This window comes from Thiomonas bhubaneswarensis (assembly GCF_001418255.1).
Lineage (GTDB): Bacteria > Pseudomonadota > Gammaproteobacteria > Burkholderiales > Burkholderiaceae_C > Thiomonas > Thiomonas bhubaneswarensis.
Map to the genome: position 1 here is coordinate 95929 of NZ_LIPV01000003.1, position 25386 is coordinate 121314.

The window sequence follows — 25386 nt, forward strand, 5'->3', positions numbered from 1 at the left end:
GTTTTCTAGAGAAATAGGTGAAGTTGATGAACGATGGTTCGATGGCTCCGGCCGCGCCCCCGGGGCACGCTGCACGGCGCAAGGTCGGGGGATTCACCCTGATCGAGCTCATGGTGGTGCTGGTCATCATGGGCGTGCTTGCGGCGCTGATCGTGCCCAACATCATGGGCCGCACCGACGAGGCCCGCCAGACGGCGGCGAAGACCGACATCGCCACCATCATGCAGGCGCTCAAGCTCTACAAGCTCGACAACGGCATCTACCCGACCCAGCAGCAGGGTTTGCAGGCGCTGGTGGTCAAGCCGACCACGCCGCCCATCCCGAACAACTGGAAGCCCTACCTCGAAAAGCTCCCGACCGACCCCTGGGGCAATCCGTATCAGTATCTCAATCCGGGCGTGAAGGGCCCGGTGGACGTGTTCAGCTATGGCGCAGACGGCAAGCCCGGCGGAGAGGGCGCCAATGCCGATATCGGAAGCTGGCAGTAGCGCAGCCAGTGGCGTGCTGAAACCGGCGTCGCGGCTTCAGCGGCAAGCGTGGGAGCCCTCGTCCCGGGGTTTTACCCTGCTGGAAATGCTGGTGGCGCTGATCATCGTCGGCATGGTCACGGCGCTGGCGGCGTTTGCCCTGCCGCCCTCGCAGAATGCGCAGATGCAGCGCGAAGCGCAGCGGCTCTCGGCCCTGTTCGACGCTGCGCGCCAGCATGCTGCCGAAACCGGCGTGCCGCTGGCCTGGGCCAGCGGGCCCAAGGGTTATGCCTTCGTCCAGATCGGGCCTCAGGGCTGGGAGCCGGTGGATTCCGACCTGCTGCGTCCGCGCCTGTGGCCCTGGCTGGACGGCGACCGCGACATTCCCCCGCAGGATTGGCGCAGCGTGCTGGGCGGCCAGCCGCGCGAGGCTTCGTATTCCGCAGGAACGGTGACGGTCGATCTGCGCGAGGGCGGGGTGCGCAGCCTGGGCACGCCGCCGAGCTGGCTGCTGTTCGGCTCCGAGCCGGTGGGCGGGCCGATCGAGATCGTGCTGTCCGATGGCGCCGAGCGCGATCGCATCCAGTCCGACGGCTTCGCGCCCTTCGTCGTCAGCCGCAGCCGATCATGACCGGCGATCCCCAGTTCGACCGCCTTCGCGGGTTTACCCTGCTCGAAGTCCTGGTGGCTCTGGCGGTGGTGGCCATTGCCCTGCTCGCGGCCATGCGGGCGGCGGGCAGCGTGAGCGACAACGCGCAGCGCTATCGTCTGACGGTGCTGGCCGAGCAATGTGCGCAGGATTTTCTGGTCGATCAGCGGCTGAGCAAGACTTTTCTCGCGGTGGGCCAGAGCACCCAGGCTTGTACCCAGGCGAATGTGCCGTTCACCGTCGCGGTCGATGTCATGCCCACGCCCAATCCGAATTTCAGACGGATGCAGGTCAACGTGCTCGATGCCGGCGGCTGGAGCGCCTGGCAGGTGGTCACCATCATCGGAAATCTGTAGATGCGTACGCCGTCCGGTTCTGCCCCTGCCTGGCGGCGACGTCGCGCCGGGTTCACGCTGATCGAGTTGCTGGTGGCCGTGACCATTCTCGCCGTCGTGGCGGCGCTGGGTTGGCGCGGGCTCGATGCGGTGGCGCGCAGCCGCGACGAGGCCAGCCAGGCTTTCACCGCGAGCTCGCGTCTGGCCGACGGTCTGCAGCAACTCGGCGACGACCTGCGCCATGCCGCAGCGCAAGGCGCGGGCCTGCCTGCGGTGAGCGTGATCGGTGGCAATCTGTTCATCGTGCGCAGGCCCGCTCAGCCGCTGGGAGGCGACGTGCGCGCCGATGCCGGGGCGCAACTCGGGCTGCCTCCGCAGGCCGGTGATCTCCAGGTCGTGCGCTGGACGGTGCAGGACGGCGCCCTCAAGCGCAGCGCCAGTGCGCCCACCGACAGCCGGGCCGAGCTGCAGTCTGCGGTGCAGAACCCGACCGCGCCGCTGCTGACCATCCTGCCCGGTGTGGCCGACATGCAGATTCAGTTCTACCGCTATGCCGGCATCGGGCTGTTGCAGCAATCGGGAGCCTGGGTCAACCCGGGCACCTCCGCCAATGCCAATACCACCACGCCTATCGCCTCGGCCAGCGCGGCGGCGACCAGCATCATCACCCCGGCCGCCAATGCCGCCACCCCCGCCGCCGTGCGGCTGCGTCTGCAACTGACCGCGCCGCCGCTCACCGGCGAACTGCAGCGCGACTTTCTGCTGGACGATCACGAATGAACACATCGTTCTCTCGGCCGCCATCGCCGGCCCGGCACGGCAGGCGTGATCGGGGCGCAGCCCTCATCACCGCGATGCTGATCGCCGCGCTCGCGGCCATCATGGTGTCGGGCATGTTCTGGGGGCAGTGGAGCGCGATCGCGCGCGAGCAGACCGCACGCGAGCAAACCCAGGCGCGCTGGATTCTGCGCGGCTCGATCGACTGGGCGCGGCTGATTCTGCGCGAGGACGCCAACACCTCCACCGCTGACTATCTGGGCGAGCCCTGGTCGGTCCCGTTGTCCGAGGCGCGGCTTTCCACCTTTCTGGCAGCGCGCGGCCAGGACAGCGCCGGGCTGCCCGACGCCTGGCTCGAAGGGCGCATCGAGGACGCGCAGAGCCGCTTCAATCTGCGAGATCTGGCGCCTGCAGGCTCCATCAATACGCAGGCGCTGCTGGCCTTCGAGCGTCTCTGTGCCGCGCTGCAGTTGCAGCCCAATGTGGCGACGGAAATCGCCAACGGCGTTGCCGCCAGCAGTCCTTTCCGGACGGCGAACTCCTCCAATGTTGCAAATTCGCCACTGCCGATGCAGCAACTTCAGGACCTCGCCCGCCTTGGCTCCGGCGTGGCCGACGCCCTGCCCAGACTCGCGCCTTACGTCACCCTGCTGCCGCAGGCGACTCCGGTCAACGCCAACACCGCCAGCGCCGTGGTGCTGACCGCCGTGCTCGGGGTGCAGGCCGACACCGCGCAGGCGCTCGTCGAGGCGCGCAAGCGTGCTTACTTTCGCAATCTGGCCGACATCACCACGGCGCTGCCGCAGGGCGTCAACGTCAATCCGCTGCTGGTGAGTGTGGCCACCGGCTATTTCGACGCCATCGCCCGGGTGCGCATCGACAAGATGGAATACGCCGAACGCGCGCTGATTCAGCGCGCCGGTCTGTTCACCCAGGTCGTGCGCATCCAGCGTGTGCCCCCCTGGTTGGCGGCTGTCCCCGACAACGCTCAGAGCGCAAACTGACGAGTTGAGGTGATTTCATCCCAGATTGTCCATCAGGCGGCGCTTTGCGCCTGCATGGGTGCTGGCAGTCGGTTTGGGGCGTCTTTGCCCCCGTGCTTCGCGCCCATAGCTTGGGCTATGGGCTTGTCACCCGGCGCCAAATCCATCCCCAACCCGCCGCGCCATCATCCCATGCCCTGATGAACAATCTGGGATCATTTCAAGAAGATGTTGCAACTTGGTGTTTTTCCAGTACCTTCATTGCAACAAAGCCTCTCTACAATCGGCGCCATCATGCAAACCCTGGTTCTCCGACTGCCGCCTCTGGCTTCCGCGCATCCCCTGCCGGAACTGGAGTATGTGCTGCTGGGCGCCAACGGCAAGCTGCAATCCGTCGGGCGCGAACAGGTGGCGCTGCTGCCGCGCGGGGCGCGGGTGATCGCCGTGGTCGATGCGCTCGATGCCTCGGTCATGGCCGTGACGCTTCCGGCCATGCCTGCTTCGCGCTTGCAGGCCGCCTTGAGCGGCGCCCTCGAAGACCGTCTGCTGCAGGATGCCGGAGAACTCCATCTGGCCACAGGCCCGCTGGCCGAGGACGGCGCCGTGTCCTTGGCCTGCGCGGTGCCGAAGGCCGCCTTGGAGCAGGTCATCGCCGACCTGACCCGGGCGGGCAAAGAACCCGAACAGATCGTGCCCGAAGCGGCGCTGCTCGCCCCGGGCGATGCCTTGCTGCAGACCTCCGCGCAGGGACCGCGCCTGCTGTGGCGCGACCTGCAGGGCGAAGCCGCCTGGCTGCCGCTCATCCTCGCGGCGGACGCCGCCGCGCCCCAGGCTCTGCCTTTGCCGGTCACGCCCGAGCATCTCTGGGTGCAGGATCAGGCCCAGCCGCAGTTGAGCTGGCTCGATCTACCGCCCGAACTCACCCCGGCCACCCTCAACGATGCGGGATGGCTGGCGCGCGCCGCGCAATCGCCGTGGAACCTGCGGCAATTTGACCTCGCGCCCAAGCATGCGCTGTCGCGTGGTTGGGCGGGGGTGCGAGAACAACTCGGCACATCGGCCTGGCGCCGCGTGGGCGTGCTGTTGGGTCTGCTTGCTGCGGTTCAACTGGTGGGCATGAATGTCGCAGCGTTCAAGCTCTCGCGGCAGGAACACGCCTTGCAGCAAAGGCTCGATGTCACTGCGGCCGAAGCGCTGCCGGGCGTGCCGGCCATTCTCGATGCGAGGCTGCAGGTGCAGCGTGCGCTCAACGATGCGCGCCTGCGCACCGGTCGCCCCGGAGACGGTGACCTCGACGTGCTCATGGGCCGCGCCGTCGCTGTCGTGCCAACGGGCGTCGTGCCCACCGCCTTGAAATTCAGCCCAGGGCAATTGCAGCTCAGCCTGCCGGGCGACGCCGCGGCGCAGGCGGCGGCACGCTGCACGCCCGCCGGGCTGTCCTGCGTGGCCCAGGGCGATGTGTTGAGCGTGACGGGTGTCGTGCAATGAGCGCGCAGGGCGGTCGGGTGGCCTCGCTGTCGGCGCTCTGGTATCGCGGCCTGCCGCAGACCGTGGCATACAGCCGTCAGCGCTGGTCGCAGATGTCGGGCCGCGAGCGGGTGCTGATCGGCTCTGCCGCAGTGCTGGTCGTGGCGGCGCTGCTGTGGTGGCTGGCCATTCGTCCCGCCTGGCGCACGCTGCAGACCGCGCCGCAGCGCATCGTCAGTCTGCAACAGCAATTGCAGACCCTGCAGCGCGACGCGCAAGACATTGCCGCGTTGCGCAGTGCGCCATCGGTGCCTGCCTTCAACGGCGATCTGCAGGCGGCCATCGTGGCATGGTTCAAGCGCGTCGATGCGGGCGCCACGGTTCAGGCGCAGGTGTTGCCCGGTGAGGTGACGCTGCAGCTCGCATCGCTGCGACCGGCCACGCTGGCCGCGCTGGCGCAGACCGCGCGGCGCGACTGGTCGGCGCAGATCGATAGCGCCGACCTCAAGCGCGGCGCAGGCGGCCTGTTCAGCGGCACGGTACATCTGTCGCGGCAAGGATCGGGTGGCGGATGAATGGCTGGCGCAAACGTATCTTCCTCGGCTCGCGCAGGGTCGTCTTCCGCAAAACGCCGCTCTGGCGCATCGTCGCGGGGCCGGTCGTCGTCGCGCAAGCCAAACCGGCGCATGTTCCATCGGCGCTGGCTGTGGCTGGCCGCGTTTCTGGGCGCGCTTTGGGCCTTGTTGTGGCAGGCCCCGGCCAGCTGGCTGAGCGCGGTGGTGTGGCGGGCCAGCGGCCAGCACCTGCTGCTGGCGCAGGCGCAGGGCACTTGGCGCGACGGGTCGGCACTGCTGGTGCTCGAGGGCGGGGCGGGCAGCCGCGGCGCGACCGCGCTGCCGGGCATGCTGCACTGGACGATCGGTCTGAGCCAGCTCTGGCGCGGCGAGCTCCGGGCGCGGATCGACTGGCCCACGGTGTCCCCGCAGGCGCTGCAGGTGGATGCGCGGCTCGGTCTGTCGCAGAGCGCCGTGGCCTTGCGCCCCGCAGGCGACGGGCCGGACGCACCCTGGCAGGGCGCTCTGCCTCTGGCGGTGCTGGAGGGCCTTGGCACGCCCTGGAACACCGTTGCGTTGCAGGGACAGGCGCAATTTACCCTGCGTGGCCTGCACCTAGAATCGGTGGCAGGGCGCACCCGGCTCGGCGGGCAGATCCAGATCGATCTGCCCGATGTGGCATCGCGGCTGAGTGTGGTGGCGCCGATCGGCAGTTATACCCTCAGCATCACCGGTCAGGGGGCCGACGCGCAGGTGAGCTTGCGCAGCAGCAAAGGGCCTTTGCTGCTGGAGGGCAAGGGCGCCTGGAACGGCCAGGCGCTGCAGTTTCTGGGCACCGGCCGGGCGACGCCGGGCAACGAGGCGGCCATGGCCAATCTGCTTTCGCTGCTCGGGCGGCGCGAGGGCGACCATGTCCAGATTGCGCTGTGAAGACGCTGGCGTCTCGATAGTCCTGGAAGATCACAAGAATCAAGGAACGCTGCGATGCATCCATACCCCACAGCCCGATCCAACGACAGCCGCTTCAGCCGCCGTCTGCTGGCGCTGCTGCTCGTCCCTCTCCTGACACTGCAGCCGGTGATGGCCCAGGCGCCTTCGCCCTCGGGCACCGCTGGCGAAGCCAAGCGCAGCGCCAACGGCGATCTGACCATCAATCTGGTGAACGCCGACATCGCCAGCGCGGTGCAGGCCGTGGCGGCGGCGACCGGACGCAATTTCATCGTCGACCCGCGGGTGAAGGGCCAGGTCACCATCCAGTTCGAAAAGCCGGTGCCGCCGCAGAAGGTCTTTCAGGCGCTGCTCACGCAGTTGCGTCTGGCGGGTTTCGCCGTGGTGGAGCATGACGGCGTCTTTCAGGTCGTGCCCGAGGCGGACGCCAAGCTGCAGAGCGGGCCCGTGGGCGTCGGACTGGCGCCTTCGCATATTCCCGGACGTGGCGATCAGGTGGTGACGCAGATCTTCCAGCTGCGCAACGCCTCGGCCAGCAGTCTGCTGCCGGTGCTGCGGCCGCTGATCTCGCCCAACAACACCATCAACGTCAGCCCCTCGGGCAATGCCCTGGTCGTGACCGACTATGCCGACAATCTCAAGCGCATCGCCCGCATCATCGCCGCGCTGGACGTGCCCACCGGCACCGAAGTCACGGTCGTGCCGCTGACCTATGCCGTGGCCAGCGACCTGGCGCCCACGCTGCAAAAGCTCATCGACATGCAGACGGTCAATGCGGCCACACCCGGCGCGCCCGGAGCGCAGGCGGCCATTGCCAGCAGCGGTGCGATGCGCGCCGTCATCCTGCCGGAAAACGCCAGCAATTCGCTGATCGTGCGCGCGACCAACGGGGCGCAGCTGGCGGAGATCGAGCAGATGATCCGCCGTCTGGATCGTCCGCAGAACGATCAGGACAACATTCATGTGGTGTATCTGCGCAATGCCAACGCCACCGACCTCGCCCGCACTCTGCGCGGCGTGCTGGCGGCGCAGGGCTCGGGCGGCGCCACGAGTGGGGCGTCGCAGACCAAGACCTTCGGCAACGAGCAAAACCAGGGCGTGGGCAACAACCCGTCGGCGTCGTCCGGCAGCGGTTCGTCCAGCACCACCAGCCCGGGTCTGGGGCAGGCCCCGGAATTCGCCGCCACCGCCAGCGACGGCACGGTCAACCTGCCTCAAGGCGGCACGGTGTATGCCGACAATGCGCTCAATGCCCTGATCATCAACGCTCCGCAGCCCGTTTACATGCAGTTGCGCCGGGTGATCGAGCGGCTCGACGTGCGCCGGGCGCAGGTCTATGTCGAGGCGCTGATTGCGGAGGTCGATGCCAACAAGGCGGCGCAGCTCGGCATTCAGTGGCAGTCCATCGCCGCCAGTGCGGGCAACAACAACGCGGTGGTCGGCGGCACCAACTTCGGCACCGGCGGCAGCAACATCATCAATCTGCAGGCCGGACTGTCCAGCGGCGGCAGCGCCGCGGGCACGGCCATCGCCAACGGCACGCTGAACATCCCCAACGGCCTGAACATCGGCGTGCTGCACAACTTCGCCGGCGTGGTCACGCTTGGCCTGCTGGCCAATTTCCTGCAGACGCACGACGGCGCCAACATCCTCTCGGCGCCCAATCTCATGACGCTGGACAACGAAGAGGCCAAGATCGTCGTCGGCCAGAACGTGCCCTTCATCACCGGCCAGTATGCGCAGACCGGCTCCACCGCCACGGTCACGCCGTTTCAGACCATCGAGCGCAAGGACGTGGGCCTGACGCTGAAGGTGCGGCCGCAGATCACCGCAGGCGGTGCGATCAAGATGGACGTCTATCAGGAGGTGTCGAGCATTTCCAGCCAGTCCAACACCGCGGGCATCATCACCAACAAGCGCTCCATCCAGACCGCCGTGCTGGTCAACGATGGCCAGACCATCGTGCTCGGCGGGCTGATGCAGGACAACGTGAGCGAGAACAACAGCAAGATTCCCGGCCTGGGCGACATCCCGGGTCTGGGCGCGCTGTTCCGCTCCAACTCGCGCACCGCGACCAAGACCGATCTGATGGTGTTCCTGCGGCCCATCGTGGTGCGCACCGAAAGCCAGGGCAACATCCTGAGCCAGCAGCGCTACGACACCATGCGCAGTCTGCAGGGCTCTGCGCAACTGCCCGCACAGTTTGGCATGCCCGACATGCCCGGCCCGGTGATGCCGTCGCTGACTGACGATGCGGGTGGACTGCCCGCAGGCGCTTCCGCACCCGGCAGCACGTCGGCCCCGCCTTCGGCTTCGGCGGCGACCCTGGGCAGCGGTGGAGCGGCCGCATCCAATGCGCTGCAGAGTCTGCAGGCCCGTGCCCAGAACGGTGTCACCGAAGTTGACATCGGCTTCGCCCAGCCTCTGGCGGCGCCGCCCACGGCGTTCACTCTGAACGACCCTATCCGTCTTGTGCTCGACTTCCAGGGAGCACATTCCCTGCTCAGCAGCAAGGCGCAGTCGTTCGATCTCGGGCCGCTGCAGTCCGCCATGGTGATGGACGGTCAGGGCAAGACCCGGGTGATCCTGAACCTGGGCCAGACCACGCGCTACGCCACCGAAGTGCGAGGCAGGCAACTGCGCGTCACCCTCACGCCGCAGAACTGAGAAGCCTGCCCATGTCCACGCGTCATCCCTTGCCCTACACCTTCTGCCGCGATCAGGCGGTGCTGGCCGAAGACGACGGTCAGGGCGTCGAGCTCTGGATGTGCGAAGACACCCGGCCCGCCGCGCTGACCGAGGTGCAGCGTCAGCATGTGCTGCGCGCGGTGCATCGCACCAGTGCCGAAGACCTGCAGGCGCGCATCGGCGCCGCCTACGCCGCACGCGATGGCAGCGCGGCGGCGGTCATCAGCGAGGTCGAGGGCGACGTCGATCTCGGTCGGCTCATGCAGGACATCCCGGCCGTGGAGGATCTGCTCGAAGCCGCCGACGACGCCCCCATCATCCGCATGCTCAACGTGCTGTTCACCCAGGCGGCACGCGAGGGGGCTTCCGATATTCACATCGAGCCTTACGAGACCTCGTCGGTGGTGCGGTTTCGCGTGGATGGCACGCTGCGCGAAGTGGTGCGGCCGAACAAGGCCCTGCATGGGGCGCTGATTTCTCGCATCAAGATTCTGTCCCAGCTCGACATCGCCGAAAAGCGCCTGCCGCAGGATGGCCGCATCGCCCTGCGCATCGGTGGCCGCACCCTCGATGTGCGCGTGTCCACCCTGCCTTGCGCGCATGGCGAACGCGCCGTGCTGCGCCTGCTCGACAAATCGGCGGCGCGGCTGAACCTGCGTGCCGTGGGCATGGCGCCCGACATGCTCGACCATTTCGACGCGCTCATACGGGCGCCGCACGGCATCCTTCTGGTCACCGGCCCGACTGGCAGCGGCAAGACCACCACGCTGTATTCCGCGCTGACCCGGCTCGACGCCAGCACCACCAGCATCATGACGGTGGAAGACCCGATCGAGTACGACCTGCCCGGCATCGGCCAGACGCAGGTCAACGCCCGCATCGACCTCAGCTTCGCCCGCGCCCTGCGCGCCATCCTGCGGCAAGACCCCGACGTGGTGATGATCGGCGAAATCCGCGACTTCGAGACCGCGCAGATCGCCATCCAGGCCTCGCTCACTGGCCACCTGGTGCTCGCCACCCTGCATACCAACGACTCGATATCTGCCGTCACCCGCCTGACCGACATGGGCGTCGAGCCCTTTCTGCTGGCCTCCTCGTTGCTGGGCGTGCTGGCGCAGCGTCTGGTGCGCCAGCTCTGCCCCGCCTGCAAGGTGCCCGCACCCGACGGTCAGGGCTTCGCGCCCGTGGGCTGTCCGGTCTGCAACCACACCGGCTACACCGGCCGCACCGGGGTGTTCGAGCTTTTCGAGATCGACGACGCCTTGCGCGCCGCCGTTCACGAACGTGCCTCCGAGGCCGAATTGCGGCGTCTGGCCCAGGCCGCCGGGATGCGCAACATGCGCCAGGACGGCCAGCGCTACATCGACAGCGGCATCACCAGCCTGACAGAATTGCTGCGCGTCACCCGCGACTGAACATTCCGACGATCGGTTCCGCTCCGCCATGCCCGCCTACCGCTTCACCGCCCTGGACGCCGCCGGAGCCGAGCAGTCCGGCGTGCTCGAATCCGACAGCGCCCGCGGTGCCCGCACCCTGCTGCGCAGCCGCGGGCTCATCCCGCTGCAGGTCGAAGGCATCCACGAAGAAGCCGCCCAGGCTGGCGGGCGGCGGTTTGCCCGCAGAGTCTTCAACCATCAGGAGCGCACCCTGTTCACCCGCCAGCTTGCGGGTCTGCTGGTCTCGGGTCTGCCGGTGGAGAAGGCCCTGGCCGCCCTGGCGGAAGATGCCGACCGCGCCGAGGTCGGCAATCTGCTGTCCAGTCTGAAGAGCGAAGTGTCGGCGGGCCACAGTCTGGGCGCGGCGCTGGCGCAGTATCCGCGTGAATTCACGCCGATCTATCGCGCCCTGGTGAGTGCCGGTGAAGACAGCGGCGACCTCGGCTTGGTGATGGAGCGCCTGGCCGACTATCTCGAAGACCGGCAGGCCTTGCGCGGCAAGATGGTGCAGGCCTTCGCCTATCCGGCCATCGTGGTGCTGGTGGCCGTCACGGTGGTGGTGCTGCTGCTGACCTATGTCGTGCCGCAGGTCGTCGGCGTGTTTCAGGGCGCGCACCAAAAGCTGCCCCTGCTGACCGTCGGCCTGATCGCGGTGTCCGATTTTCTGCGCGCCTGGGGTTGGCTGATCCTGATCGTGCTGGTCATCGGCGGGATCGTGTTCGCCCAGGCCATGAAGTTGCCCGGGCCTAGACTGGCCTTCGACGGTCTGCTGTTGCGCAGCCCCCTGTTCGGGCGTCTGGTGCGCGGTCTCAACACCGCCCGCTTCGCCAGCACCCTGGGCATACTCAGCGCGGCCGGTGTGCCCATTCTGCGCGCCCTGCAGGCCGCCGCCGACACGCTGAGCAACAGCCTGCTGAAAGCCGACGCGGAAGAGGCCATCGCCCTGGTGCGCGAAGGTGCCTCGCTGGCGCAGTCGCTGGCGCTGCACAAACGCTTCCCGCCCGTGCTCATCACCTTCATCCGTTTGGGCGAGCAGACCGGCACGCTGCCGCAGATGCTCGACCGTGCCGCTGTGCAGCATGCGCAGGAAGTGCAGCGGCGCGCCATGACCCTGACCACCATTCTCGAGCCGTTGCTCATCCTGGTGATGGGCGGCATGGTGCTGCTCATCGTGCTCGCGGTGATGATGCCCATCATCCAGATGAACAATCTCGTCAAATAAGCCGATGCCTGCTGATCTGAACGACCGCCTGGTCGTGGCGATTTCCTCCCGCGCCCTGTTCGATTTCGAGGAGGAGAACCGCGTGTTCGAGCAGGCCGATGACGCGTCCTACATGCAGTTGCAGCTCGATCGGCTGGAGCGTCCCGCACAACCTGGCGTGGCGTTTCAGCTGGTGCGCAAACTGCTGGGGTTCAACACCAGCGATGCGCAGCGCGACCGAGTCGAAGTGGTGCTGCTGTCGCGCAACGACCCGGTGTCCGGGCTGCGGGTGTTCCATTCGGCCAAGCACCACGGCACCGCCATCGAGCGTGGCGTGTTCACACGCGGGCGGGCGCCTTATCAATACCTGCAGGCGTTGCAGGCCAATCTGTTTCTCTCGGCCGAACCGGACGATGTGCGTGCCGCCCTGCATGCCGGTTATCCCGCGGCGCAGGTCTATCCCGACTCGGCCCGCGCGTCCGAGGCCCATCCCGAAGAAGTGCGCATTGCCTTCGACGGCGATGCAGTGTTGTTTTCCGACGAGGCCGAGCGCGTTTTCCAGGCCGAGGGCCTGCCCGCTTTCCAGCAACACGAGGCCCGCAAGGCCGCTTTGCCACTGCCTCCCGGACCCTTCAAGCCCCTGCTCGAAGCGCTGCACCGCCTGCAGCGCGCCAGCGCCGATGGCTCCACGCCCATGCGCCTGCGCACCGCGCTGGTCACGGCGCGCAGTGCCCCGGCGCACGAGCGTGCCGTCCGCACCCTGATGCACTGGAACATCGCCGTCGATGAAGCCATGTTTCTCGGCGGTCTGGACAAAGGGCCGTTCCTGCGCGAATTCCAGCCCGACTTCTTCTTCGACGACCAGGCCGGTCATGTGCAATCGGCCTCGCGCCATGTGCCCGCGGGGCAGGTTCATGCCGAAGTCACGCGCAGGAAATGAGCCCACCCCAAAAACCTTCGCGTCGCTCGGTTCTCCCCTCAAGGGGCGAGAGACTCTTGGGACGGCCCGGCGAGTTTCTTGAGAGGTGGCTCAGCCCAGTCGACGGCTGAAAAAATGTGGCCGCGCCTCTACCATGCAAACCTTCGTCATTCGCTGACTACATCCCGAAGGAGACTCGCATGGCCACCACCCATCTGCATGGCAACCCCGTTCCCACCAGCGGTGAATTGCCTGCCAAAGGCAGCAAAGCCCCCGATTTCCGCCTGACCGACAAAGACCTGGCCGACCGCACTCTGGCCGACTTCGCGGGCAAGCGCAAGGTGCTCAACATCTTCCCGTCCATCGACACCCCCACCTGCGCCCAGTCGGTGCGCACCTTCAACGCACGTGCCAGCGACAAGCCCGATACCGTGGTGCTGTGCATTTCCGCCGACTTGCCGTTCGCTCAGGCCCGTTTCTGCGGTGCGGAGGGTCTGGACAAGGTGGTCAATCTGTCGGAAATGCGTGACCGCAGCTTCGCCCAGGCCTATGGCGTGGGCATTGCAGCTGGCCCGCTCGCCGGGCTTTGCGCCCGCGCCGTGGTGGTGCTCGACAAGGACAACACCGTGCTGCATACCGAGCTGGTGAATGAAATCGCCCACGAACCCAACTACGACGCGGCATTGGCAGCGTTGTAAGGCAGCAGACTCCGCGCAGCGGGTGTCCGCCGCGGAGTTTCTAGAATCATCCCTTTACCTCCCGGAGACAACACATCATGGTCATGCCTGCTTCCATGTCGGATCGCGACGGCAAAATCTGGATGGACGGCCAGCTCGTCGAATGGCGCGACGCCAAGATCCACGTGCTGACCCACACCCTGCACTACGGCTGCGGCGCCTTCGAGGGCGTGCGGGCTTACAAGACCGACAAGGGCACGGCCATTTTCCGCCTGCGCGATCACACCGAGCGCCTGTTCAACAGCGCCAAGATTCTGCGCATGGAGATTCCTTTCACCATCGAGCAGGCCATGCAGGCCCAGATCGACGTAGTCAAGGCCAATGGTTTCGATTCCTGCTACATCCGGCCCCTGACCTGGATCGGCGACAAGAAGCTGGGGGTCTCGCCGCGCGGCAACACCATTCATCTGATGATCGCCGCGTGGCCCTGGGGCGCCTACCTCGGTGAAGACGGGCTCAAGCGTGGCATTCGCGTCAAGACCAGCAGCTACACCCGCCACCACGTGAACATCACCATGTGCAATGCCAAGGCGGTGAGCAACTACACCAACTCCATCCTGGCGAACATGGAGGTCACCAATGATGGTTACGACGAAGCGCTGCTGCTCGATCCACAGGGTTTCGTCAGCGAGGGCGCGGGCGAGAACATCTTCGTCGTGCGCGACGGCGTGCTCTACACCCCCGACCTGTCTTCGGGCGCGCTCAACGGCATCACCCGCAAGACCGTGTTTGCCATTTGCGACGATCTGGGCCTGACCATCAAGGAAAAGCGCATCACCCGCGACGAGGTCTATATCGCCGACGAAGCCTTTTTCACCGGCACGGCGGCGGAGGTCACGCCCATTCGCGAGCTCGATGGCATTACCCTCGGCCCCGGGCATCGCGGGCCGATCACCGAGCGCATCCAGAATGCCTTCTTCGATATCGTCGGCGGACGCAACCCCAAGTACGCCGACTGGCTTTCGATGGTCTGATCGCAGCGTCTTCACCCCTTGACTGAGGTTTGCACATGAGCGCTATACCCAAGCCCGACATGCCCGTGGTCGAACTCAAGGCCAGCGATCTTCCGGCCTATTGCCCCAATCCCAACATGCCGATCTGGAGCAGCCATCCGCGGGTGTTCATCGACGTCACGCACGGCGAAGCCGCCTGTCCCTACTGCGGCACTCGCTACCGTCTGGCCGAGGGCGAAGTGGTGCGCGGTCATTGATCGTGCTTTGGGCATGACCCGTGTGCTGCTGATCGCGCCGCAGTGGATCGGCGACGCGGTCATGGCACAGCCCCTGGTGGCTTTGTTGGCCGACCGCGGCGCATCCATCACGGCGCTGGGACTGCCCGGCGTGGCGCCGGTGCTTCGGGCCATGCCTGGCGTGGACGAGGTCATCGAGGCACCGTTCGCGCATGGCCGACTCGATCTCGCCCTGCGCCGCCGACTTGCGGCGCAACTTCGCGGGCGGGGGTTCGAGCGTGCCTATGTGCTCGGCAATAACGTCAAGTCGCGCCTGGTGCCGTGGCTTGCGCGCATTCCCCGGCGCATCGGTCACCTGGGCGAGGCGCGTGGATTGCTGCTGACCGACCGTGTCGGCCCCGCCGGTGGACAGGCCATCAAGGCGGCTGAACCCATGGCGCTTTCGCCCGTCTCCTGCCGCCTGCCACGAACCGCGCAGGGGCATCGGCCGGACATGCGGGCGCATTACGCCGCGCTGGCGCAGATCGCCGCAGATGAAGCGGTGCCGGAGCCGGTCTTGTCGGTTGCACCGCATGTGGCCGATGCCGCACGCCAGTGCTTTGGCCTGCCCACGCGCTGGATCGCCCTTTGTCCCGGCGCGGAGTATGGCCCGGCCAAGCAGTGGCCGACTGCGCATTACGCCGCTCTGGCGGCATTGGCGCAGCAGGCGGGCTATGCCGTCGCGTTGCTCGGAGCGCCGCGAGATCGTGCCGTCGGCGCGGAGATCGCATCTGCCGCACCGGGCAGCGCGAACCTCTGTGGCTCGACCCGCATGGAGGAGGCCATCGCGCTGCTCGCCACCTGCAGCGGCGCGGTGAGCAACGATTCCGGTCTGATGCACATCGCGGCAGCCTTGGGGCGGCCGACCCTCGGGCTGTATGGCTCGACGGACCCAAGGCATACGCCACCTGCGGCGCACCGCAGCGCCACCCTGTGGCTGCAGCTCGATTGCAGTCCATGCTTTGAGCGCACCTGTCCGTTCGGTCACCTCAACTGCCTGCGCCAGATCACCCCGAGAATGGCGTGGGATGAACTCGGTCGGTTGATGGCGGCAGAGAGTGCCTCCGCAGGCTGAAGGTCAACGCCAGAACAATGCCGCCGCAATGGCGATCCAGCCGAGGCTGAAATTGAGGATCACCAAGGGGTGAATCTGCTCCAGCCCCCGCGCCGCGGAGGGCCAGTCCTGCAGGGCCGCCGCCCGTCTGGCGCGTCGGTAGGGCGCGAAAAAGATGTGCGCAAAGATCGCCATCATCACCAGGCCGATGCCGAACATCGCATGCCAGCCGATGGGCGAGCGCGCAAAGCCGACCTGCAGCATGATGATCAGACCCGTGACCAGGATCACGGCGATGCTGAGCCAGACCAGAGGAAAGAACCGGCCCAGCGTGGCCAGCAGAAACTGCGGGCGCGTCGGCGCCTGCAGTGTGGCCAGGGCCGCGGGCCGCATGGCGAAAAGAATGAACGCCATACCACCCATCCAGGTGATGGCGGCGACAAGATGTAAAAAGACCAGCAAGGCAATCATGACGGCACCCAGGTTGGTGGCTCGACGCCGGGCAAGCACACCTTGCCAAAACAGTACAGTCGGGCGTCGAGAGAGAAGACGGAAGGTTGACCCGACACAATGTTAGGTGCTCGGACGCGAAAAAAGCTGGTGCGGTATCGACTTTCCCCTATACTTTCGCCGTTTGACCTGAGAGGCAATTGTTACCCGCCGCAACAACCCGCCAAGGGCACGGTCGGTTTCACGATGATCTTGACCCCAGGTCGTGAGTCTTCACCCCCGCTTTGCAGATCCGAGTGTTTCCGCTTTGAACCCAACCGTGCCATCGACCGACCCCTGGAAAGACGAGCAAGACGCGCCGTCCGCTCCGCCGCTCACGCGTGCCGAGGCGCAGGGTTTGCTGCTGCGCAAGCCACAGGTCTCCGTGTGGCGTGTGGTGGCGCTGCAGGCCGCAGTCGGCGTGGTGGTGGCCCTGGGTGCATGGATCGTTTCTTCGGGTGCTGTCTCGGTGGTTCTGTCTGCCTTGTATGGCGCGGCCATCATTGCGCTGCCGTCGGCCCTGTTCGCACTGTCCATTCAGCTCTGGCTGTCCAAATTGAAGCCCGGCGTGGCCGTTTACGGTTTTGCGCTGGGCGAGTTGCTGAAAATCGGTTTGACCATCGTGCTTTTGTTTTTTGCGCCCCGCATCGTCCAGCCGCTGAGCTGGGCGGCGATGCTGATCGCAGTCGTCGTGACCCTGCAGGTGTACTGGGTCGCGTTGATTCTGCGCGGCAAGAAAACGAGTTGCGCAGCCTGATCCATTTACGTCGCGCCGCCCTGGCGGCGTTCAAAAAAATAGTCGACCATGTCCGCAGAACAACACACCATCACCGCAGGCGAGTACATCGTTCACCACCTGACCCATTGGACCAGCGGGCCACGGACCGGGGTGGTCGATTTCGGCATCATCGACATCGATTCGATCTTCTTCTCGGTGCTGCTCGGCGTCATTGCCTGTTATGTGCTGTGGCGCGTGGCCAAGAACATGACCAGCGGCAAACCCGGGCGCATGCAGGCGGCGGTGGAGTTTCTGGTCGAGTTCGTCGACGAGCAGGCGCGCGGCATCGTGCGCAATGCCAAGTCGCGCGAATTCGTCGCGCCGCTGGCCTTCATCTCCTTCGTCTGGATCGTGATGATGAACCTGATGGATCTGCTGCCCGTCGATCTGCTGCCGCGTATCTGGCAGACGGCTGGTGCCGCGGCCGGGCACGATCCCGAGCACATGTACATGCGCGTGGTGCCCACGGCCGACCTGTCGATCGCACTGGGCATGTCCATCACCATTCTGCTGCTCAGCCTGTATTACGGCATCAAGATCAAGGGCATCGGCGGCTGGGTGCACGAGCTTTTCACCGCGCCGTTCGGCAACCACTTTCTGCTCTGGCCGCTCAACTTTGCCATGCAGATTCTGGAATACCTCGCCAAGACCCTCTCGCATGGCATGCGGTTGTTCGGCAATCTTTACGCCGAAGAGATTCTGTTCATGATCATCGCCCTGATGGGTGCGGCGGGCTTGAGCAGTCTGACGGGCTGGGCGTTGTTTGTCGGTAATATCGCCGCCGGCCTGGCGTGGTCGATCTTCAGTCTGCTGGTCATCGTGCTGCAGGGCTTCATCTTCATGATGCTGACCCTGGTGTACATCGGCCAGGCGCACGATCATCACTAATCCTTCTGGATCGCTTTCGTTTCTTTCCTCTTCACCCTTTCAACTCTTCAACTCACTAGGAGCAAGCATGGAACACGTTCTCGGATATGTCGCACTGGCCGCCGGTCTGATCATTGGTCTGGGTGCCAATGGCGCCTGTATCGGCATCGGCATCATGGGTAGCAAGTACCTCGAGTCCGCCGCACGTCAGCCCGAGCTGATGAACGAACTGCAAACCAAGATGTTCCTGCTGGCCGGTCTGATCGACGCGGCCTTCCTGATCGGTGTCGGTCTGGCCATGATGTTCACCTTCGCCAACCCGTTCGTGCTGAAGTAATCCACGCTTGATTCCAGCAACGATCTGTTCACCCATCTGAAGCAAAGGTTAGCGCCATGCATCTGGACGCAACACTCATTGCGCAGATCATCGTGTTCTTGCTGTTGGCGTGGTTCACGAAGAAATTCGTGTGGCCACCCATCACCAAGGCCCTCGATGAGCGCGCAACAAAAATCGCCGACGGCCTGGCTGCCGCCGACCGTGCCAAGACCGAACTCGCTTCGGCCAACCGCAAGGTCGAGGAAGAGCTGGCCCGCTCCCACCAAGAGAGCGCAGGTCGCTTGGCCGACGCCGAGCGCCGTGCACAGGCCGTGATCGAAGAGGCCCGCAAAAAGGCCGAAGAGGTCGCCGCCAATATAGTGGCGCAGGCCAAATCGGAGGCGGACCAACAAGCCGTCAAGGCGCGTGAACAGTTGCGCGATCAGGTGGCGGCGCTGGCGGTCAAGGGCGCCGAGGCCATTCTGCATCGCGAGATCAATCCGCAGGTGCATGCCGATCTGCTGAACCGGCTCAAGGCCGAGCTGTAATCGGAGCGCGCCATGGCAGAACTCGCCACCATTGCCCGTCCCTACGCCGAAGCCGCCTTCGCCGCTGTGCGTGACGCAGGCGTGCCTCCGGCGCAAGCCGCCGACATGCTCGACCAGATCGCGCAGATTGCCGCAGATCCCGCCTTGCGCGAGGTGATGGGCAGTCCCAAGGTGTCCGCGCGGCAGCTCGCCGACCTCGTTCTCGGGGCGCTGCCCGTTGCGGCTCCCCCGGCCATCAAAGGTCTGGTCGACATGCTTGCCGAGAATCGCCGTTTTGCGGCGGCGGGACAGATCGCCGAGCAGTTCCGCGCGCTCAAGGACGAAGCCGAAGGCAAGGTCGAAGCCGTGGTCGCCAGCGCCTTTCCGCTCGAGGGCGAGGCGCTCGACAGTCTGGTGCAGGCGCTCGAACGCAAGTACGGCCGCAAGCTGCACGCCACCGTGGAAATCGATCCGTCGCTCATCGGGGGGGTGCGCGTCGCCGTTGGCGACGAAGTGCTCGACACCTCGGTTCGCGCCCGGCTGGAGCAGATGAAAGTCGCTCTCACCGCTTAAAGTCTTAGAGGCTCCCATGCAACTCAATCCCGCAGAAATTTCCGAACTCATCAAGAGCCGCATCGAAGGTCTGGGCGCCAGCGCCAATATCCGCAACGAGGGCACGGTCGTGTCCCTGACCGACGGTATTGCGCGGGTGCATGGGCTGTCCGATGTGATGCAGGGCGAAATGCTCGAATTCCCGAACAACACCTTTGGCCTGGCGCTCAACCTCGAGCGCGATTCGGTCGGTGTGGTGATTCTGGGCCCCTACGAGCACATCTCCGAAGGTGACACGGTCAAGTGCACCGGCGAAATCCTCTCCGTGCCCGTCGGCCCCGAGTTGATCGGCCGCGTGGTCAACACCCTGGGCGTGCCCATCGACGGCAAGGGCCCGGTGGGCACCAAGCAGCTCGATCCGATCGAAAAGATCGCCCCTGGCGTGATCTGGCGCCAGTCCGTGTCGCAGCCGGTGCAGACCGGTATCAAGGCGATCGACGCCATGGTGCCTGTCGGCCGCGGCCAGCGCGAGCTGATCATTGGCGACCGCCAGACCGGCAAGACGGCCGTGGCCGTCGACTCGATCATCAGCCAGAAGGGCAAGGATCTGATCTGTATCTACGTGGCGATCGGCCAGAAAGCTTCGACCATCGCCAACGTGGTGCGCAAGCTGCAGGAGTTCGGCGCGATGGAATACACCATCGTCGTCGCCGCCTCCGCGTCCGATTCTGCCGCGATGCAGTATCTGGCGCCTTACGCCGGCTGCACCATGGGCGAGTATTTCCGCGACCGCGGCCAAGATGCGCTGGTAATCTATGACGACCTGACCAAGCAAGCCTGGGCCTATCGCCAGATCTCGCTGCTGCTGCGCCGTCCCCCGGGCCGTGAAGCCTATCCCGGCGACGTGTTCTACCTGCACAGCCGCCTGCTCGAGCGCGCCGCTCGTGTGAGTGCCGAGTATGTCGAGCACTTCACCAAGGGCGAAGTCAAGGGCAAGACCGGCTCGCTGACCGCACTGCCCATCATCGAAACGCAGGCCGGTGACGTGTCCGCCTTCGTGCCGACCAATGTGATCTCGATTACCGACGGCCAGATCTTCCTCGAAACCGATCTGTTCAACGCCGGTGTGCGTCCTGCGATCAACGCGGGTGTCTCGGTGTCGCGGGTGGGTGGTGCCGCGCAGACCAAGATCATCAAGAAGCTCTCGGGTGGCATTCGTACCGACCTGGCCCAGTACCGTGAACTGGCTGCGTTTGCGCAGTTCGCCTCTGACCTCGACGAAGCCACCCGCAAGCAGCTCGAACGCGGTCGCCGCGTGGTCGAACTGCTGAAACAGCCGCAATATCAGCCTGCCCAGGTCTGGCAGATGGCGGCCTCGCTCTACGCGGTGAACAACGGCTACCTCGACGATCTCGACGTCAAGCAAGTGCTGCCGTTCGAGAAAGGGCTGCATGACCATCTGCAGACGAAGCACGCTGCCCTGGTGCAAAGCATCGAATCGGCCAAGGATCTCTCCAAGGACGACGAGGCCAAGCTCAAGGAAGCCATCGCCGAGTTCAAGAAGAACGGTGCCTACTAATTCATTCCATGACAGGCAAGACCGGAAGGCCAGTCGACTGCAGCCTGCCGGTCTGACCGAGGAGTAAATCAATGGCTGGAATGAAAGAAATTCGCGTCAAGATCAAGAGTGTGCAAAACACACGCAAGATCACCAAGGCGATGGAAATGGTGGCCGCATCCAAGATGCGCAAGGCCCAGGAACGCATGCGCGCGGCTCGTCCCTATGGCGATACAGTGCGCGTCATCGCGGGCCACCTGCGTCAGGCCAACCCCGAGTACACCCATCCGTTTCTGATCAAGCGCGAGCCGATCAAACGCGTCGGCCTCATTCTTGTGACGACCGACAAAGGGCTTTGTGGCGGCCTCAACACCAACATCACCCGCATGGCGCTGGGCAAGATCAAGGAATGGCAGGCCGCAGGCGTGCATATCGAGTGCTGCGCCATCGGCAACAAGGGCATGCAGTTCCTGCAGCGCCTGGGCATGAACATCACGTCGCAGGCGGTGCAGCTCGGCGACAAGCCTCACCTCGAGAAGCTCATCGGCCCGGTCAAGGTCATGCTCGATGCCTACCAGGAAGGCAAGCTCGATGCGGTCTATCTGGCCTTCAGCCGCTTCGTCAACACCATGAAGCAGGCGCCGGAGATCGAGCCCCTGGTGCCGCTGCCCGCCCACGCCCTCGACGCCAAGGCCGGTGATGCCAAGACCCACAGCTGGGACTACATCTACGAGCCCGACGCCAAGCCCGTGATCGACGCGCTGCTGGTGCGCTACATCGAGGCCCTGATCTACCAGGCCGTGGCTGAAAACATGGCCTGCGAACAATCGGCACGGATGGTGGCGATGAAGTCGGCCTCCGACAACGCCAAGAGCGTGATCGGTGAGTTGCAGCTCGTCTACAACAAGAGCCGACAGGCAGCCATTACCAAAGAACTTTCGGAAATCGTGAGCGGAGCCGCCGCGGTGTGATGGGGTCAAGCCCTGACCTCAAGCACCCACTACCCGGCCAACCGAATTCAAACCATTGGAGAGCAATATGACGACGGCTCAAGCGCAAGGCAAAATCGTTCAGTGCATCGGCGCTGTGATCGATATCGAGTTCCCCCGCGACGCCATTCCCAAGGTGTATGACGCCCTGGTTCTGGCCGACAACAACGACAGCAGCCTGGCCGAGAAGGGCTTGACCTTCGAGGTGCAGCAGCAGATCGGTGACGGCGTGGTTCGCACCATCGCCATGGGTTCGGGCGACGGCCTGCGCCGCGGCATGCTGGTCAACAACACCGGCCATTCCATCCAGGTCCCGGTCGGCCCTGCCGTGCTGGGTCGCATCATGGACGTGTTGGGCCGCCCCATCGACGAAGCCGGTCCGATCGCCACCGACGAACGCCGCTCGATCCACCAGGCTGCGCCCAAGTTCGACGATCTTTCCCCCTCGGTCGACCTGCTCGAAACCGGCATCAAGGTGATCGACTTGGTCTGCCCGTTCGCCAAGGGCGGTAAGGTCGGCCTGTTCGGCGGCGCCGGCGTGGGCAAGACCGTGAACATGATGGAGCTCATCAACAACATCGCCAAGCAGCACAGCGGTCTGTCGGTGTTCGCCGGGGTGGGGGAGCGCACCCGCGAAGGCAACGACTTCTATCACGAGATGAAGGACTCCAACGTGCTCGACAAGGTGGGCATGGTGTTCGGTCAGATGAACGAACCTCCGGGCAACCGCCTGCGCGTCGCGCTGACCGGCCTGACCATGGCCGAGCGTTTCCGCGACGAAGGCCGCGACATCCTGTTCTTCGTCGACAACATCTATCGCTACACCCTGGCCGGTACCGAAGTGTCCGCGCTGCTGGGCCGCATGCCGTCTGCCGTGGGCTATCAGCCGACGCTGGCCGACGAAATGGGCAAGCTGCAGGAACGCATCACCTCCACCAAGACCGGCTCGATCACCTCGATCCAGGCCGTGTACGTGCCTGCGGACGACTTGACCGACCCGTCGCCTGCTACCACCTTCAACCACCTCGACGCGACCGTGGTGCTGAGCCGCGACATCGCCTCGCTGGGTATCTACCCCGCCGTGGACCCGCTGGACTCCACCAGCCGCCAGATCGACCCCAACGTCATCGGCGAGGAGCACTACTCCACCACGCGTGCGGTTCAGGGCATTCTGCAGCGCTACAAGGAACTGCGCGACATCATCGCCATTCTGGGCATGGACGAACTGTCGCCGGAAGACAAGCTCGCCGTGGCCCGCGCCCGCAAGATCCAGCGCTTCCTGTCGCAGCCCTTCCACGTGGCCGAAGTGTTCACCGGCTCGCCCGGCAAGTACGTGCCGCTGAAGGAAACCATCCGCGGCTTCAAGATGATCGTCAACGGCGAGTGTGACGCACTGCCCGAGCAGGCCTTCTACATGGTCGGCACCATCGACGAAGCCTTCGAGAAGGCCAAGAAGCTCAACTAAGCCGACGAGCTTGAAGCGATCCCATCCGGCGGGTGCATTCGAAAGAAGACGCCCGCCGGAGTCTGAAAACGCATCACGTTCCGGATTGAAGCCATGAACACCATCCATGTCGACGTCGTCAGTGCTGAGGAGTCCATCTTCTCCGGCGAGGCGCGTTTTGTCGCCCTCCCGGGCGAATCGGGTGAACTGGGCATTCTGCCCGGTCACACCCCGTTGATCACCCGTATCAAACCCGGCTCGGTGCGCATCGAATTGGCCGAGGCCAACGCCACCGGAGGCAAGGAAGAGTTTGTCTTCGTCGCTGGCGGTATTCTCGAAGTGCAGCCCAAGCGCGTCACCGTGCTGGCCGATACGGCGATTCGCGGCAAGGATCTCGACGAGGCCAAGGCCAACGAAGCGCTGAAGGCCGCGCAGGAAGCGCGCGCTCATGCCAAGGAGGCGCAGGACGTCGCCGTGGTCGAGGGCGAACTCGCCATGCTGGCCGCTCAGCTCGCCGCCATCCGCCGCCTGCGCGGGCGCTCGCACTGAGCATTGCCGCGTCGTTTTGCAACAGCCCGCTCTTGCGGGCTGTTTTATTTGCAGCGCGCTCGCCGCTAGCATGAGGTCACGGAACCTCAGCGGAGCGTGCGGATGAGCGAAAGGCAGGACTTGGGTAGCAAGCGCGAGGGCTTATCTCTGGCAGGCCCCAGCTCTCGGAACCTCGGATTCTTGCTCGCGGCCTTGTCGGTGATGACGCTGGCTGGCTGTGCCAGCAGCCCGCCGCGAGTGAGCGCAAGCGGTGCGCCGGTCAACGCCCAGGCGGGCTGTCATGTGCCCCCGCCGAATCTGCGCGCTGCCTACAACCGCACCTACACCGTAAGGGGCCGCAGCTATACGCCCTTGCGCAGCGCTGACGGCTACGACGAGGTCGGCACCGCGTCGTGGTATGGCTGGGAGTCGGGCACGACTACCTCGATGGGAACCCGCTTCAATCCGCGCGATTTTTCTGCGGCGAGCCGTACCCTGCCGCTGCCGACCTGCGTCCAGGTGACGAATCTGGACAACGGTTTGAGCGCACTGGTCCTGGTGAACGATCGTGGTCCCTTCGTCAGCGGGCGCCTGCTCGACCTGTCGATGGGGGCGGCTCAGGCGCTGGGTGTCACCCGCACGGGTACGGCGAGGGTGCGGGTCGTGGCGCTGCCCGAAGGGGCGAATGCGCCGCTTCAATATGCACAGGCGACGGCCGCTGCTTCATCACCGCAAGGCGCGCCCGGTATGGTGCCCGTGCAGCCGGACCGGTCTTCGCAAACTTCCGCCGCCTTCGCGCCGCAGCAATTCGCGGCCCAGACAGCTACAACCCCCAGCTCCACGGCGTCATCTTCGTTGCCTCTTCCAGATGCGTCTCAGGCGGATTCTCCTGCGCCTATTGTCGAGCAGGTCCTGCCGCCCATGGCGCCCCCGCCTTCGCCCACTGCACCTGTAGACATGGCCGTGGCGTCTGCAGCTTCTTCGTCGCAAGACCAGGCGCCGATGCCTCAGCCGGCGCTTTCGCTGCCGACCGGCGGTTCGACTGCTGCCACGCAGCCACCTTCAGTTTCAGCCACCGCCGCGTTGCCATCTGCGACGCCGCAGAACTATGTGCAGACCGGCGCTTTCACGCTCGAAGCCAACGCCGAGGCGGAAAAGGCCAGGCTGCAAGCGGCCGGGATCAGCGACGTGATGGTGGTGCCCGGTTACATCCGAGGTCAGACTTTCTACCGGGTCCAGATCGGTCCGCTGTCTGGCCCGACGCCCGACGCCAGGCTCGTGGAGCAATTGCGCGGCCTGGGACTGAACGCCTATTCGGTGGTGCAGCAATAGTCCGAGACCTTTTCGGGGCTGTTCGCTGTCGGCAAACAAAAAACGCACCCGAAGGTGCGTTCAGTGCGGCCACCGATGCGCAGCATGGCGGCCAGCCCACGCGGGCGAGGATCCTGCCAATTACTTCTTGCGCAGGCACTCGCTCATGAACTTCTTGCGCTCTTCACCCTTCAGACCCTTGGCCTTGGCGTCCTTGCTGCAGAACGACATCTTTTCCTGTTGCGGGGTCAGTTTCTTGCCGTCGGCAGCAGCCTTTTGCTCGGCCTTTTTCTCGGGCTTGGCGGCTTCCTTGGCCGCCGGTTTGGCAGCTTCGGTGGCGGCGGGCTTGGCTGCCAGGCATTCCTTCATGAAGGCCTTGCGAGCATCGCCCGTCTTGCCGGTCGCTTCCTTGTTGCACTGAGCCATGCGGCTTTGCTGTGGCGTGTTCTGTGCCTGAGACACCATGGGAAGGGCCAGCAGACCCAGGGCCAGGCCCAGTGTAGCGATCAGTTTTTTCATCATTCCTCCAAGTTGTGTTATGACCGGTTGCCGGTCGGGGGAACCGCACGATCTGCCTTCGCAAG

Annotated in this window: 28 protein-coding genes; 26 read left to right on the plus strand and 2 right to left on the minus strand. The window is 65.3% G+C overall.

The window, feature by feature from the left end; all coding sequences use genetic code 11:
- Positions 1 to 41 precede the first annotated feature (41 nt).
- The 16 genes from gspG to waaF all read left to right on the plus strand — a co-directional run bounded on the left by gspG (position 42) and on the right by waaF (position 15464).
- Positions 42 to 488: a type II secretion system major pseudopilin GspG gene (gene gspG, locus ASC45_RS04860; RefSeq protein ID WP_055449919.1), complete on the plus strand. Its 447-nt coding sequence runs from the start codon at positions 42 to 44 to the stop codon at positions 486 to 488.
- On the plus strand, positions 463 to 1098 hold the full coding sequence (locus tag ASC45_RS04865; protein ID WP_055449920.1) for a pilus assembly FimT family protein: 636 nt from the start codon (positions 463 to 465) through the stop codon (positions 1096 to 1098). Before gspG ends, ASC45_RS04865 begins: the two co-directional genes overlap by 26 nt.
- The gene (gene gspI / locus ASC45_RS04870) at positions 1095 to 1472 is read left to right on the plus strand and encodes a type II secretion system minor pseudopilin GspI (protein WP_072242977.1); all 378 of its coding nucleotides are present in this window, start codon (positions 1095 to 1097) and stop codon (positions 1470 to 1472) included. The genes ASC45_RS04865 and gspI overlap by 4 nt, the downstream gene beginning before the upstream one ends.
- Positions 1473 to 2231, plus strand: a complete 759-nt coding sequence (locus ASC45_RS04875; RefSeq protein WP_055449921.1) for a PulJ/GspJ family protein — start codon at positions 1473 to 1475, stop codon at positions 2229 to 2231.
- Positions 2228 to 3232, plus strand: a complete 1005-nt coding sequence (gene gspK, locus ASC45_RS04880; RefSeq protein ID WP_055449922.1) for a type II secretion system minor pseudopilin GspK — start codon at positions 2228 to 2230, stop codon at positions 3230 to 3232. The genes ASC45_RS04875 and gspK overlap by 4 nt, the downstream gene beginning before the upstream one ends.
- A gap of 273 nt (positions 3233 to 3505) precedes the next feature.
- A complete protein-coding gene (gene gspL / locus ASC45_RS04885) occupies positions 3506 to 4699 on the plus strand; it encodes a type II secretion system protein GspL (RefSeq protein WP_055449923.1) in 1194 nt (397 codons plus the stop codon).
- Positions 4696 to 5253, plus strand: a complete 558-nt coding sequence (gene gspM, locus ASC45_RS04890) for a type II secretion system protein GspM (RefSeq protein ID WP_055449924.1) — start codon at positions 4696 to 4698, stop codon at positions 5251 to 5253. Before gspL ends, gspM begins: the two co-directional genes overlap by 4 nt.
- Before the next feature lie 111 nt (positions 5254 to 5364).
- Complete coding sequence (gspN, locus tag ASC45_RS04895; RefSeq protein WP_245609957.1) at positions 5365 to 6162, plus strand: type II secretion system protein N; 798 nt, start codon at positions 5365 to 5367, stop codon at positions 6160 to 6162.
- A 54-nt stretch (positions 6163 to 6216) separates the two neighbouring features.
- Entirely contained in the window at positions 6217 to 8847 is a 2631-nt protein-coding gene (gene gspD, locus ASC45_RS04900; RefSeq protein WP_055449926.1) for a type II secretion system secretin GspD, read from the plus strand.
- Positions 8848 to 8858: 11 nt separating this feature from the next.
- Positions 8859 to 10283, plus strand: coding sequence for a type II secretion system ATPase GspE (gene gspE, locus ASC45_RS04905; RefSeq protein WP_055449927.1), 1425 nt, complete (start codon positions 8859 to 8861; stop codon positions 10281 to 10283).
- A gap of 28 nt (positions 10284 to 10311) precedes the next feature.
- Positions 10312 to 11526, plus strand: coding sequence for a type II secretion system inner membrane protein GspF (gene gspF, locus ASC45_RS04910; RefSeq protein WP_055449928.1), 1215 nt, complete (start codon positions 10312 to 10314; stop codon positions 11524 to 11526).
- Between the two features lie 4 nt (positions 11527 to 11530).
- Positions 11531 to 12445: a 5'-nucleotidase gene (locus ASC45_RS04915; protein WP_055449929.1), complete on the plus strand. Its 915-nt coding sequence runs from the start codon at positions 11531 to 11533 to the stop codon at positions 12443 to 12445.
- Positions 12446 to 12624: 179 nt separating this feature from the next.
- Positions 12625 to 13122 carry a thiol peroxidase gene (gene tpx / locus ASC45_RS04920; protein WP_055449930.1) on the plus strand — a complete coding sequence of 166 codons (498 nt, stop codon included), beginning with the start codon at positions 12625 to 12627 and terminating at the stop codon, positions 13120 to 13122.
- A gap of 77 nt (positions 13123 to 13199) precedes the next feature.
- Positions 13200 to 14135, plus strand: a complete 936-nt coding sequence (locus ASC45_RS04925; RefSeq protein WP_055449931.1) for a branched-chain amino acid transaminase — start codon at positions 13200 to 13202, stop codon at positions 14133 to 14135.
- A 35-nt stretch (positions 14136 to 14170) separates the two neighbouring features.
- Complete coding sequence (locus ASC45_RS04930) at positions 14171 to 14371, plus strand: zinc-finger domain-containing protein (protein ID WP_055449932.1); 201 nt, start codon at positions 14171 to 14173, stop codon at positions 14369 to 14371.
- A gap of 13 nt (positions 14372 to 14384) precedes the next feature.
- Complete coding sequence (waaF, locus tag ASC45_RS04935; protein ID WP_055449933.1) at positions 14385 to 15464, plus strand: lipopolysaccharide heptosyltransferase II; 1080 nt, start codon at positions 14385 to 14387, stop codon at positions 15462 to 15464.
- A gap of 3 nt (positions 15465 to 15467) precedes the next feature.
- On the opposite strand, the gene ASC45_RS04940 is transcribed toward waaF, so the two are convergent.
- On the minus strand, positions 15468 to 15914 hold the full coding sequence (locus tag ASC45_RS04940) for a CopD family protein (protein WP_055450135.1): 447 nt from the start codon (positions 15912 to 15914) through the stop codon (positions 15468 to 15470).
- A gap of 298 nt (positions 15915 to 16212) precedes the next feature.
- Between ASC45_RS04940 and ASC45_RS04945 the strand changes: the two genes are divergently transcribed.
- From ASC45_RS04945 to ASC45_RS04990, 10 genes are all read left to right on the plus strand, one after another.
- Positions 16213 to 16689 carry an ATP synthase subunit I gene (locus ASC45_RS04945; protein WP_245609958.1) on the plus strand — a complete coding sequence of 159 codons (477 nt, stop codon included), beginning with the start codon at positions 16213 to 16215 and terminating at the stop codon, positions 16687 to 16689.
- A 48-nt stretch (positions 16690 to 16737) separates the two neighbouring features.
- The gene (atpB, locus tag ASC45_RS04950) at positions 16738 to 17598 is read left to right on the plus strand and encodes a F0F1 ATP synthase subunit A (protein WP_055449935.1); all 861 of its coding nucleotides are present in this window, start codon (positions 16738 to 16740) and stop codon (positions 17596 to 17598) included.
- Between the two features lie 67 nt (positions 17599 to 17665).
- Positions 17666 to 17914, plus strand: a complete 249-nt coding sequence (gene atpE, locus ASC45_RS04955) for a F0F1 ATP synthase subunit C (RefSeq protein WP_013107156.1) — start codon at positions 17666 to 17668, stop codon at positions 17912 to 17914.
- Positions 17915 to 17970: 56 nt separating this feature from the next.
- Positions 17971 to 18441 carry a F0F1 ATP synthase subunit B gene (locus tag ASC45_RS04960; RefSeq protein WP_055449936.1) on the plus strand — a complete coding sequence of 157 codons (471 nt, stop codon included), beginning with the start codon at positions 17971 to 17973 and terminating at the stop codon, positions 18439 to 18441.
- Between the two features lie 12 nt (positions 18442 to 18453).
- Positions 18454 to 18993 (plus strand): F0F1 ATP synthase subunit delta, encoded by a 540-nt coding sequence (locus ASC45_RS04965; protein ID WP_055449937.1) that lies wholly within the window; start codon positions 18454 to 18456, stop codon positions 18991 to 18993.
- Between the two features lie 16 nt (positions 18994 to 19009).
- Positions 19010 to 20551 (plus strand): F0F1 ATP synthase subunit alpha, encoded by a 1542-nt coding sequence (gene atpA, locus ASC45_RS04970; protein WP_055449938.1) that lies wholly within the window; start codon positions 19010 to 19012, stop codon positions 20549 to 20551.
- Positions 20552 to 20622: 71 nt separating this feature from the next.
- Positions 20623 to 21501, plus strand: a complete 879-nt coding sequence (atpG, locus tag ASC45_RS04975; protein ID WP_055449939.1) for a F0F1 ATP synthase subunit gamma — start codon at positions 20623 to 20625, stop codon at positions 21499 to 21501.
- 67 nt (positions 21502 to 21568) lie between these two features.
- Complete coding sequence (gene atpD / locus ASC45_RS04980; RefSeq protein ID WP_055449940.1) at positions 21569 to 22984, plus strand: F0F1 ATP synthase subunit beta; 1416 nt, start codon at positions 21569 to 21571, stop codon at positions 22982 to 22984.
- Between the two features lie 93 nt (positions 22985 to 23077).
- Positions 23078 to 23512, plus strand: coding sequence for a F0F1 ATP synthase subunit epsilon (locus ASC45_RS04985; protein WP_055449941.1), 435 nt, complete (start codon positions 23078 to 23080; stop codon positions 23510 to 23512).
- 180 nt (positions 23513 to 23692) lie between these two features.
- On the plus strand, positions 23693 to 24823 hold the full coding sequence (locus ASC45_RS04990) for a septal ring lytic transglycosylase RlpA family protein (protein WP_245609959.1): 1131 nt from the start codon (positions 23693 to 23695) through the stop codon (positions 24821 to 24823).
- Positions 24824 to 24943: 120 nt separating this feature from the next.
- Here ASC45_RS04990 and ASC45_RS04995 read toward each other — a convergent pair whose 3' ends face one another.
- Entirely contained in the window at positions 24944 to 25321 is a 378-nt protein-coding gene (locus ASC45_RS04995) for a PsiF family protein (RefSeq protein ID WP_055449943.1), read from the minus strand.
- Between the last annotated feature and the right edge of the window lie 65 nt (positions 25322 to 25386).

Bases quoted from the DNA above. Each gene is read 5' to 3' on its own strand.
- gspG (WP_055449919.1), top strand. From the start codon at position 42: ATGGCTCCGGCCGCGCCCCCGGGGCACGCTGCACGGCGCAAGGTCGGG.
- ASC45_RS04865 (WP_055449920.1), top strand. From the start codon at position 463: ATGCCGATATCGGAAGCTGGCAGTAGCGCAGCCAGTGGCGTGCTGAAA.
- gspI (WP_072242977.1), top strand. From the start codon at position 1,095: ATGACCGGCGATCCCCAGTTCGACCGCCTTCGCGGGTTTACCCTGCTC.
- ASC45_RS04875 (WP_055449921.1), top strand. From the start codon at position 1,473: ATGCGTACGCCGTCCGGTTCTGCCCCTGCCTGGCGGCGACGTCGCGCC.
- gspK (WP_055449922.1), top strand. From the start codon at position 2,228: ATGAACACATCGTTCTCTCGGCCGCCATCGCCGGCCCGGCACGGCAGG.
- gspL (WP_055449923.1), top strand. From the start codon at position 3,506: ATGCAAACCCTGGTTCTCCGACTGCCGCCTCTGGCTTCCGCGCATCCC.
- gspM (WP_055449924.1), top strand. From the start codon at position 4,696: ATGAGCGCGCAGGGCGGTCGGGTGGCCTCGCTGTCGGCGCTCTGGTAT.
- gspN (WP_245609957.1), top strand. From the start codon at position 5,365: ATGTTCCATCGGCGCTGGCTGTGGCTGGCCGCGTTTCTGGGCGCGCTT.
- gspD (WP_055449926.1), top strand. From the start codon at position 6,217: ATGCATCCATACCCCACAGCCCGATCCAACGACAGCCGCTTCAGCCGC.
- gspE (WP_055449927.1), top strand. From the start codon at position 8,859: ATGTCCACGCGTCATCCCTTGCCCTACACCTTCTGCCGCGATCAGGCG.
- gspF (WP_055449928.1), top strand. From the start codon at position 10,312: ATGCCCGCCTACCGCTTCACCGCCCTGGACGCCGCCGGAGCCGAGCAG.
- ASC45_RS04915 (WP_055449929.1), top strand. From the start codon at position 11,531: ATGCCTGCTGATCTGAACGACCGCCTGGTCGTGGCGATTTCCTCCCGC.
- tpx (WP_055449930.1), top strand. From the start codon at position 12,625: ATGGCCACCACCCATCTGCATGGCAACCCCGTTCCCACCAGCGGTGAA.
- ASC45_RS04925 (WP_055449931.1), top strand. From the start codon at position 13,200: ATGGTCATGCCTGCTTCCATGTCGGATCGCGACGGCAAAATCTGGATG.
- ASC45_RS04930 (WP_055449932.1), top strand. From the start codon at position 14,171: ATGAGCGCTATACCCAAGCCCGACATGCCCGTGGTCGAACTCAAGGCC.
- waaF (WP_055449933.1), top strand. From the start codon at position 14,385: ATGACCCGTGTGCTGCTGATCGCGCCGCAGTGGATCGGCGACGCGGTC.
- ASC45_RS04940 (WP_055450135.1), bottom strand. From the start codon at position 15,914: ATGATTGCCTTGCTGGTCTTTTTACATCTTGTCGCCGCCATCACCTGG.
- atpB (WP_055449935.1), top strand. From the start codon at position 16,738: ATGTCCGCAGAACAACACACCATCACCGCAGGCGAGTACATCGTTCAC.
- atpE (WP_013107156.1), top strand. From the start codon at position 17,666: ATGGAACACGTTCTCGGATATGTCGCACTGGCCGCCGGTCTGATCATT.
- ASC45_RS04960 (WP_055449936.1), top strand. From the start codon at position 17,971: ATGCATCTGGACGCAACACTCATTGCGCAGATCATCGTGTTCTTGCTG.
- ASC45_RS04965 (WP_055449937.1), top strand. From the start codon at position 18,454: ATGGCAGAACTCGCCACCATTGCCCGTCCCTACGCCGAAGCCGCCTTC.
- atpA (WP_055449938.1), top strand. From the start codon at position 19,010: ATGCAACTCAATCCCGCAGAAATTTCCGAACTCATCAAGAGCCGCATC.
- atpG (WP_055449939.1), top strand. From the start codon at position 20,623: ATGGCTGGAATGAAAGAAATTCGCGTCAAGATCAAGAGTGTGCAAAAC.
- atpD (WP_055449940.1), top strand. From the start codon at position 21,569: ATGACGACGGCTCAAGCGCAAGGCAAAATCGTTCAGTGCATCGGCGCT.
- ASC45_RS04985 (WP_055449941.1), top strand. From the start codon at position 23,078: ATGAACACCATCCATGTCGACGTCGTCAGTGCTGAGGAGTCCATCTTC.
- ASC45_RS04995 (WP_055449943.1), bottom strand. From the start codon at position 25,321: ATGAAAAAACTGATCGCTACACTGGGCCTGGCCCTGGGTCTGCTGGCC.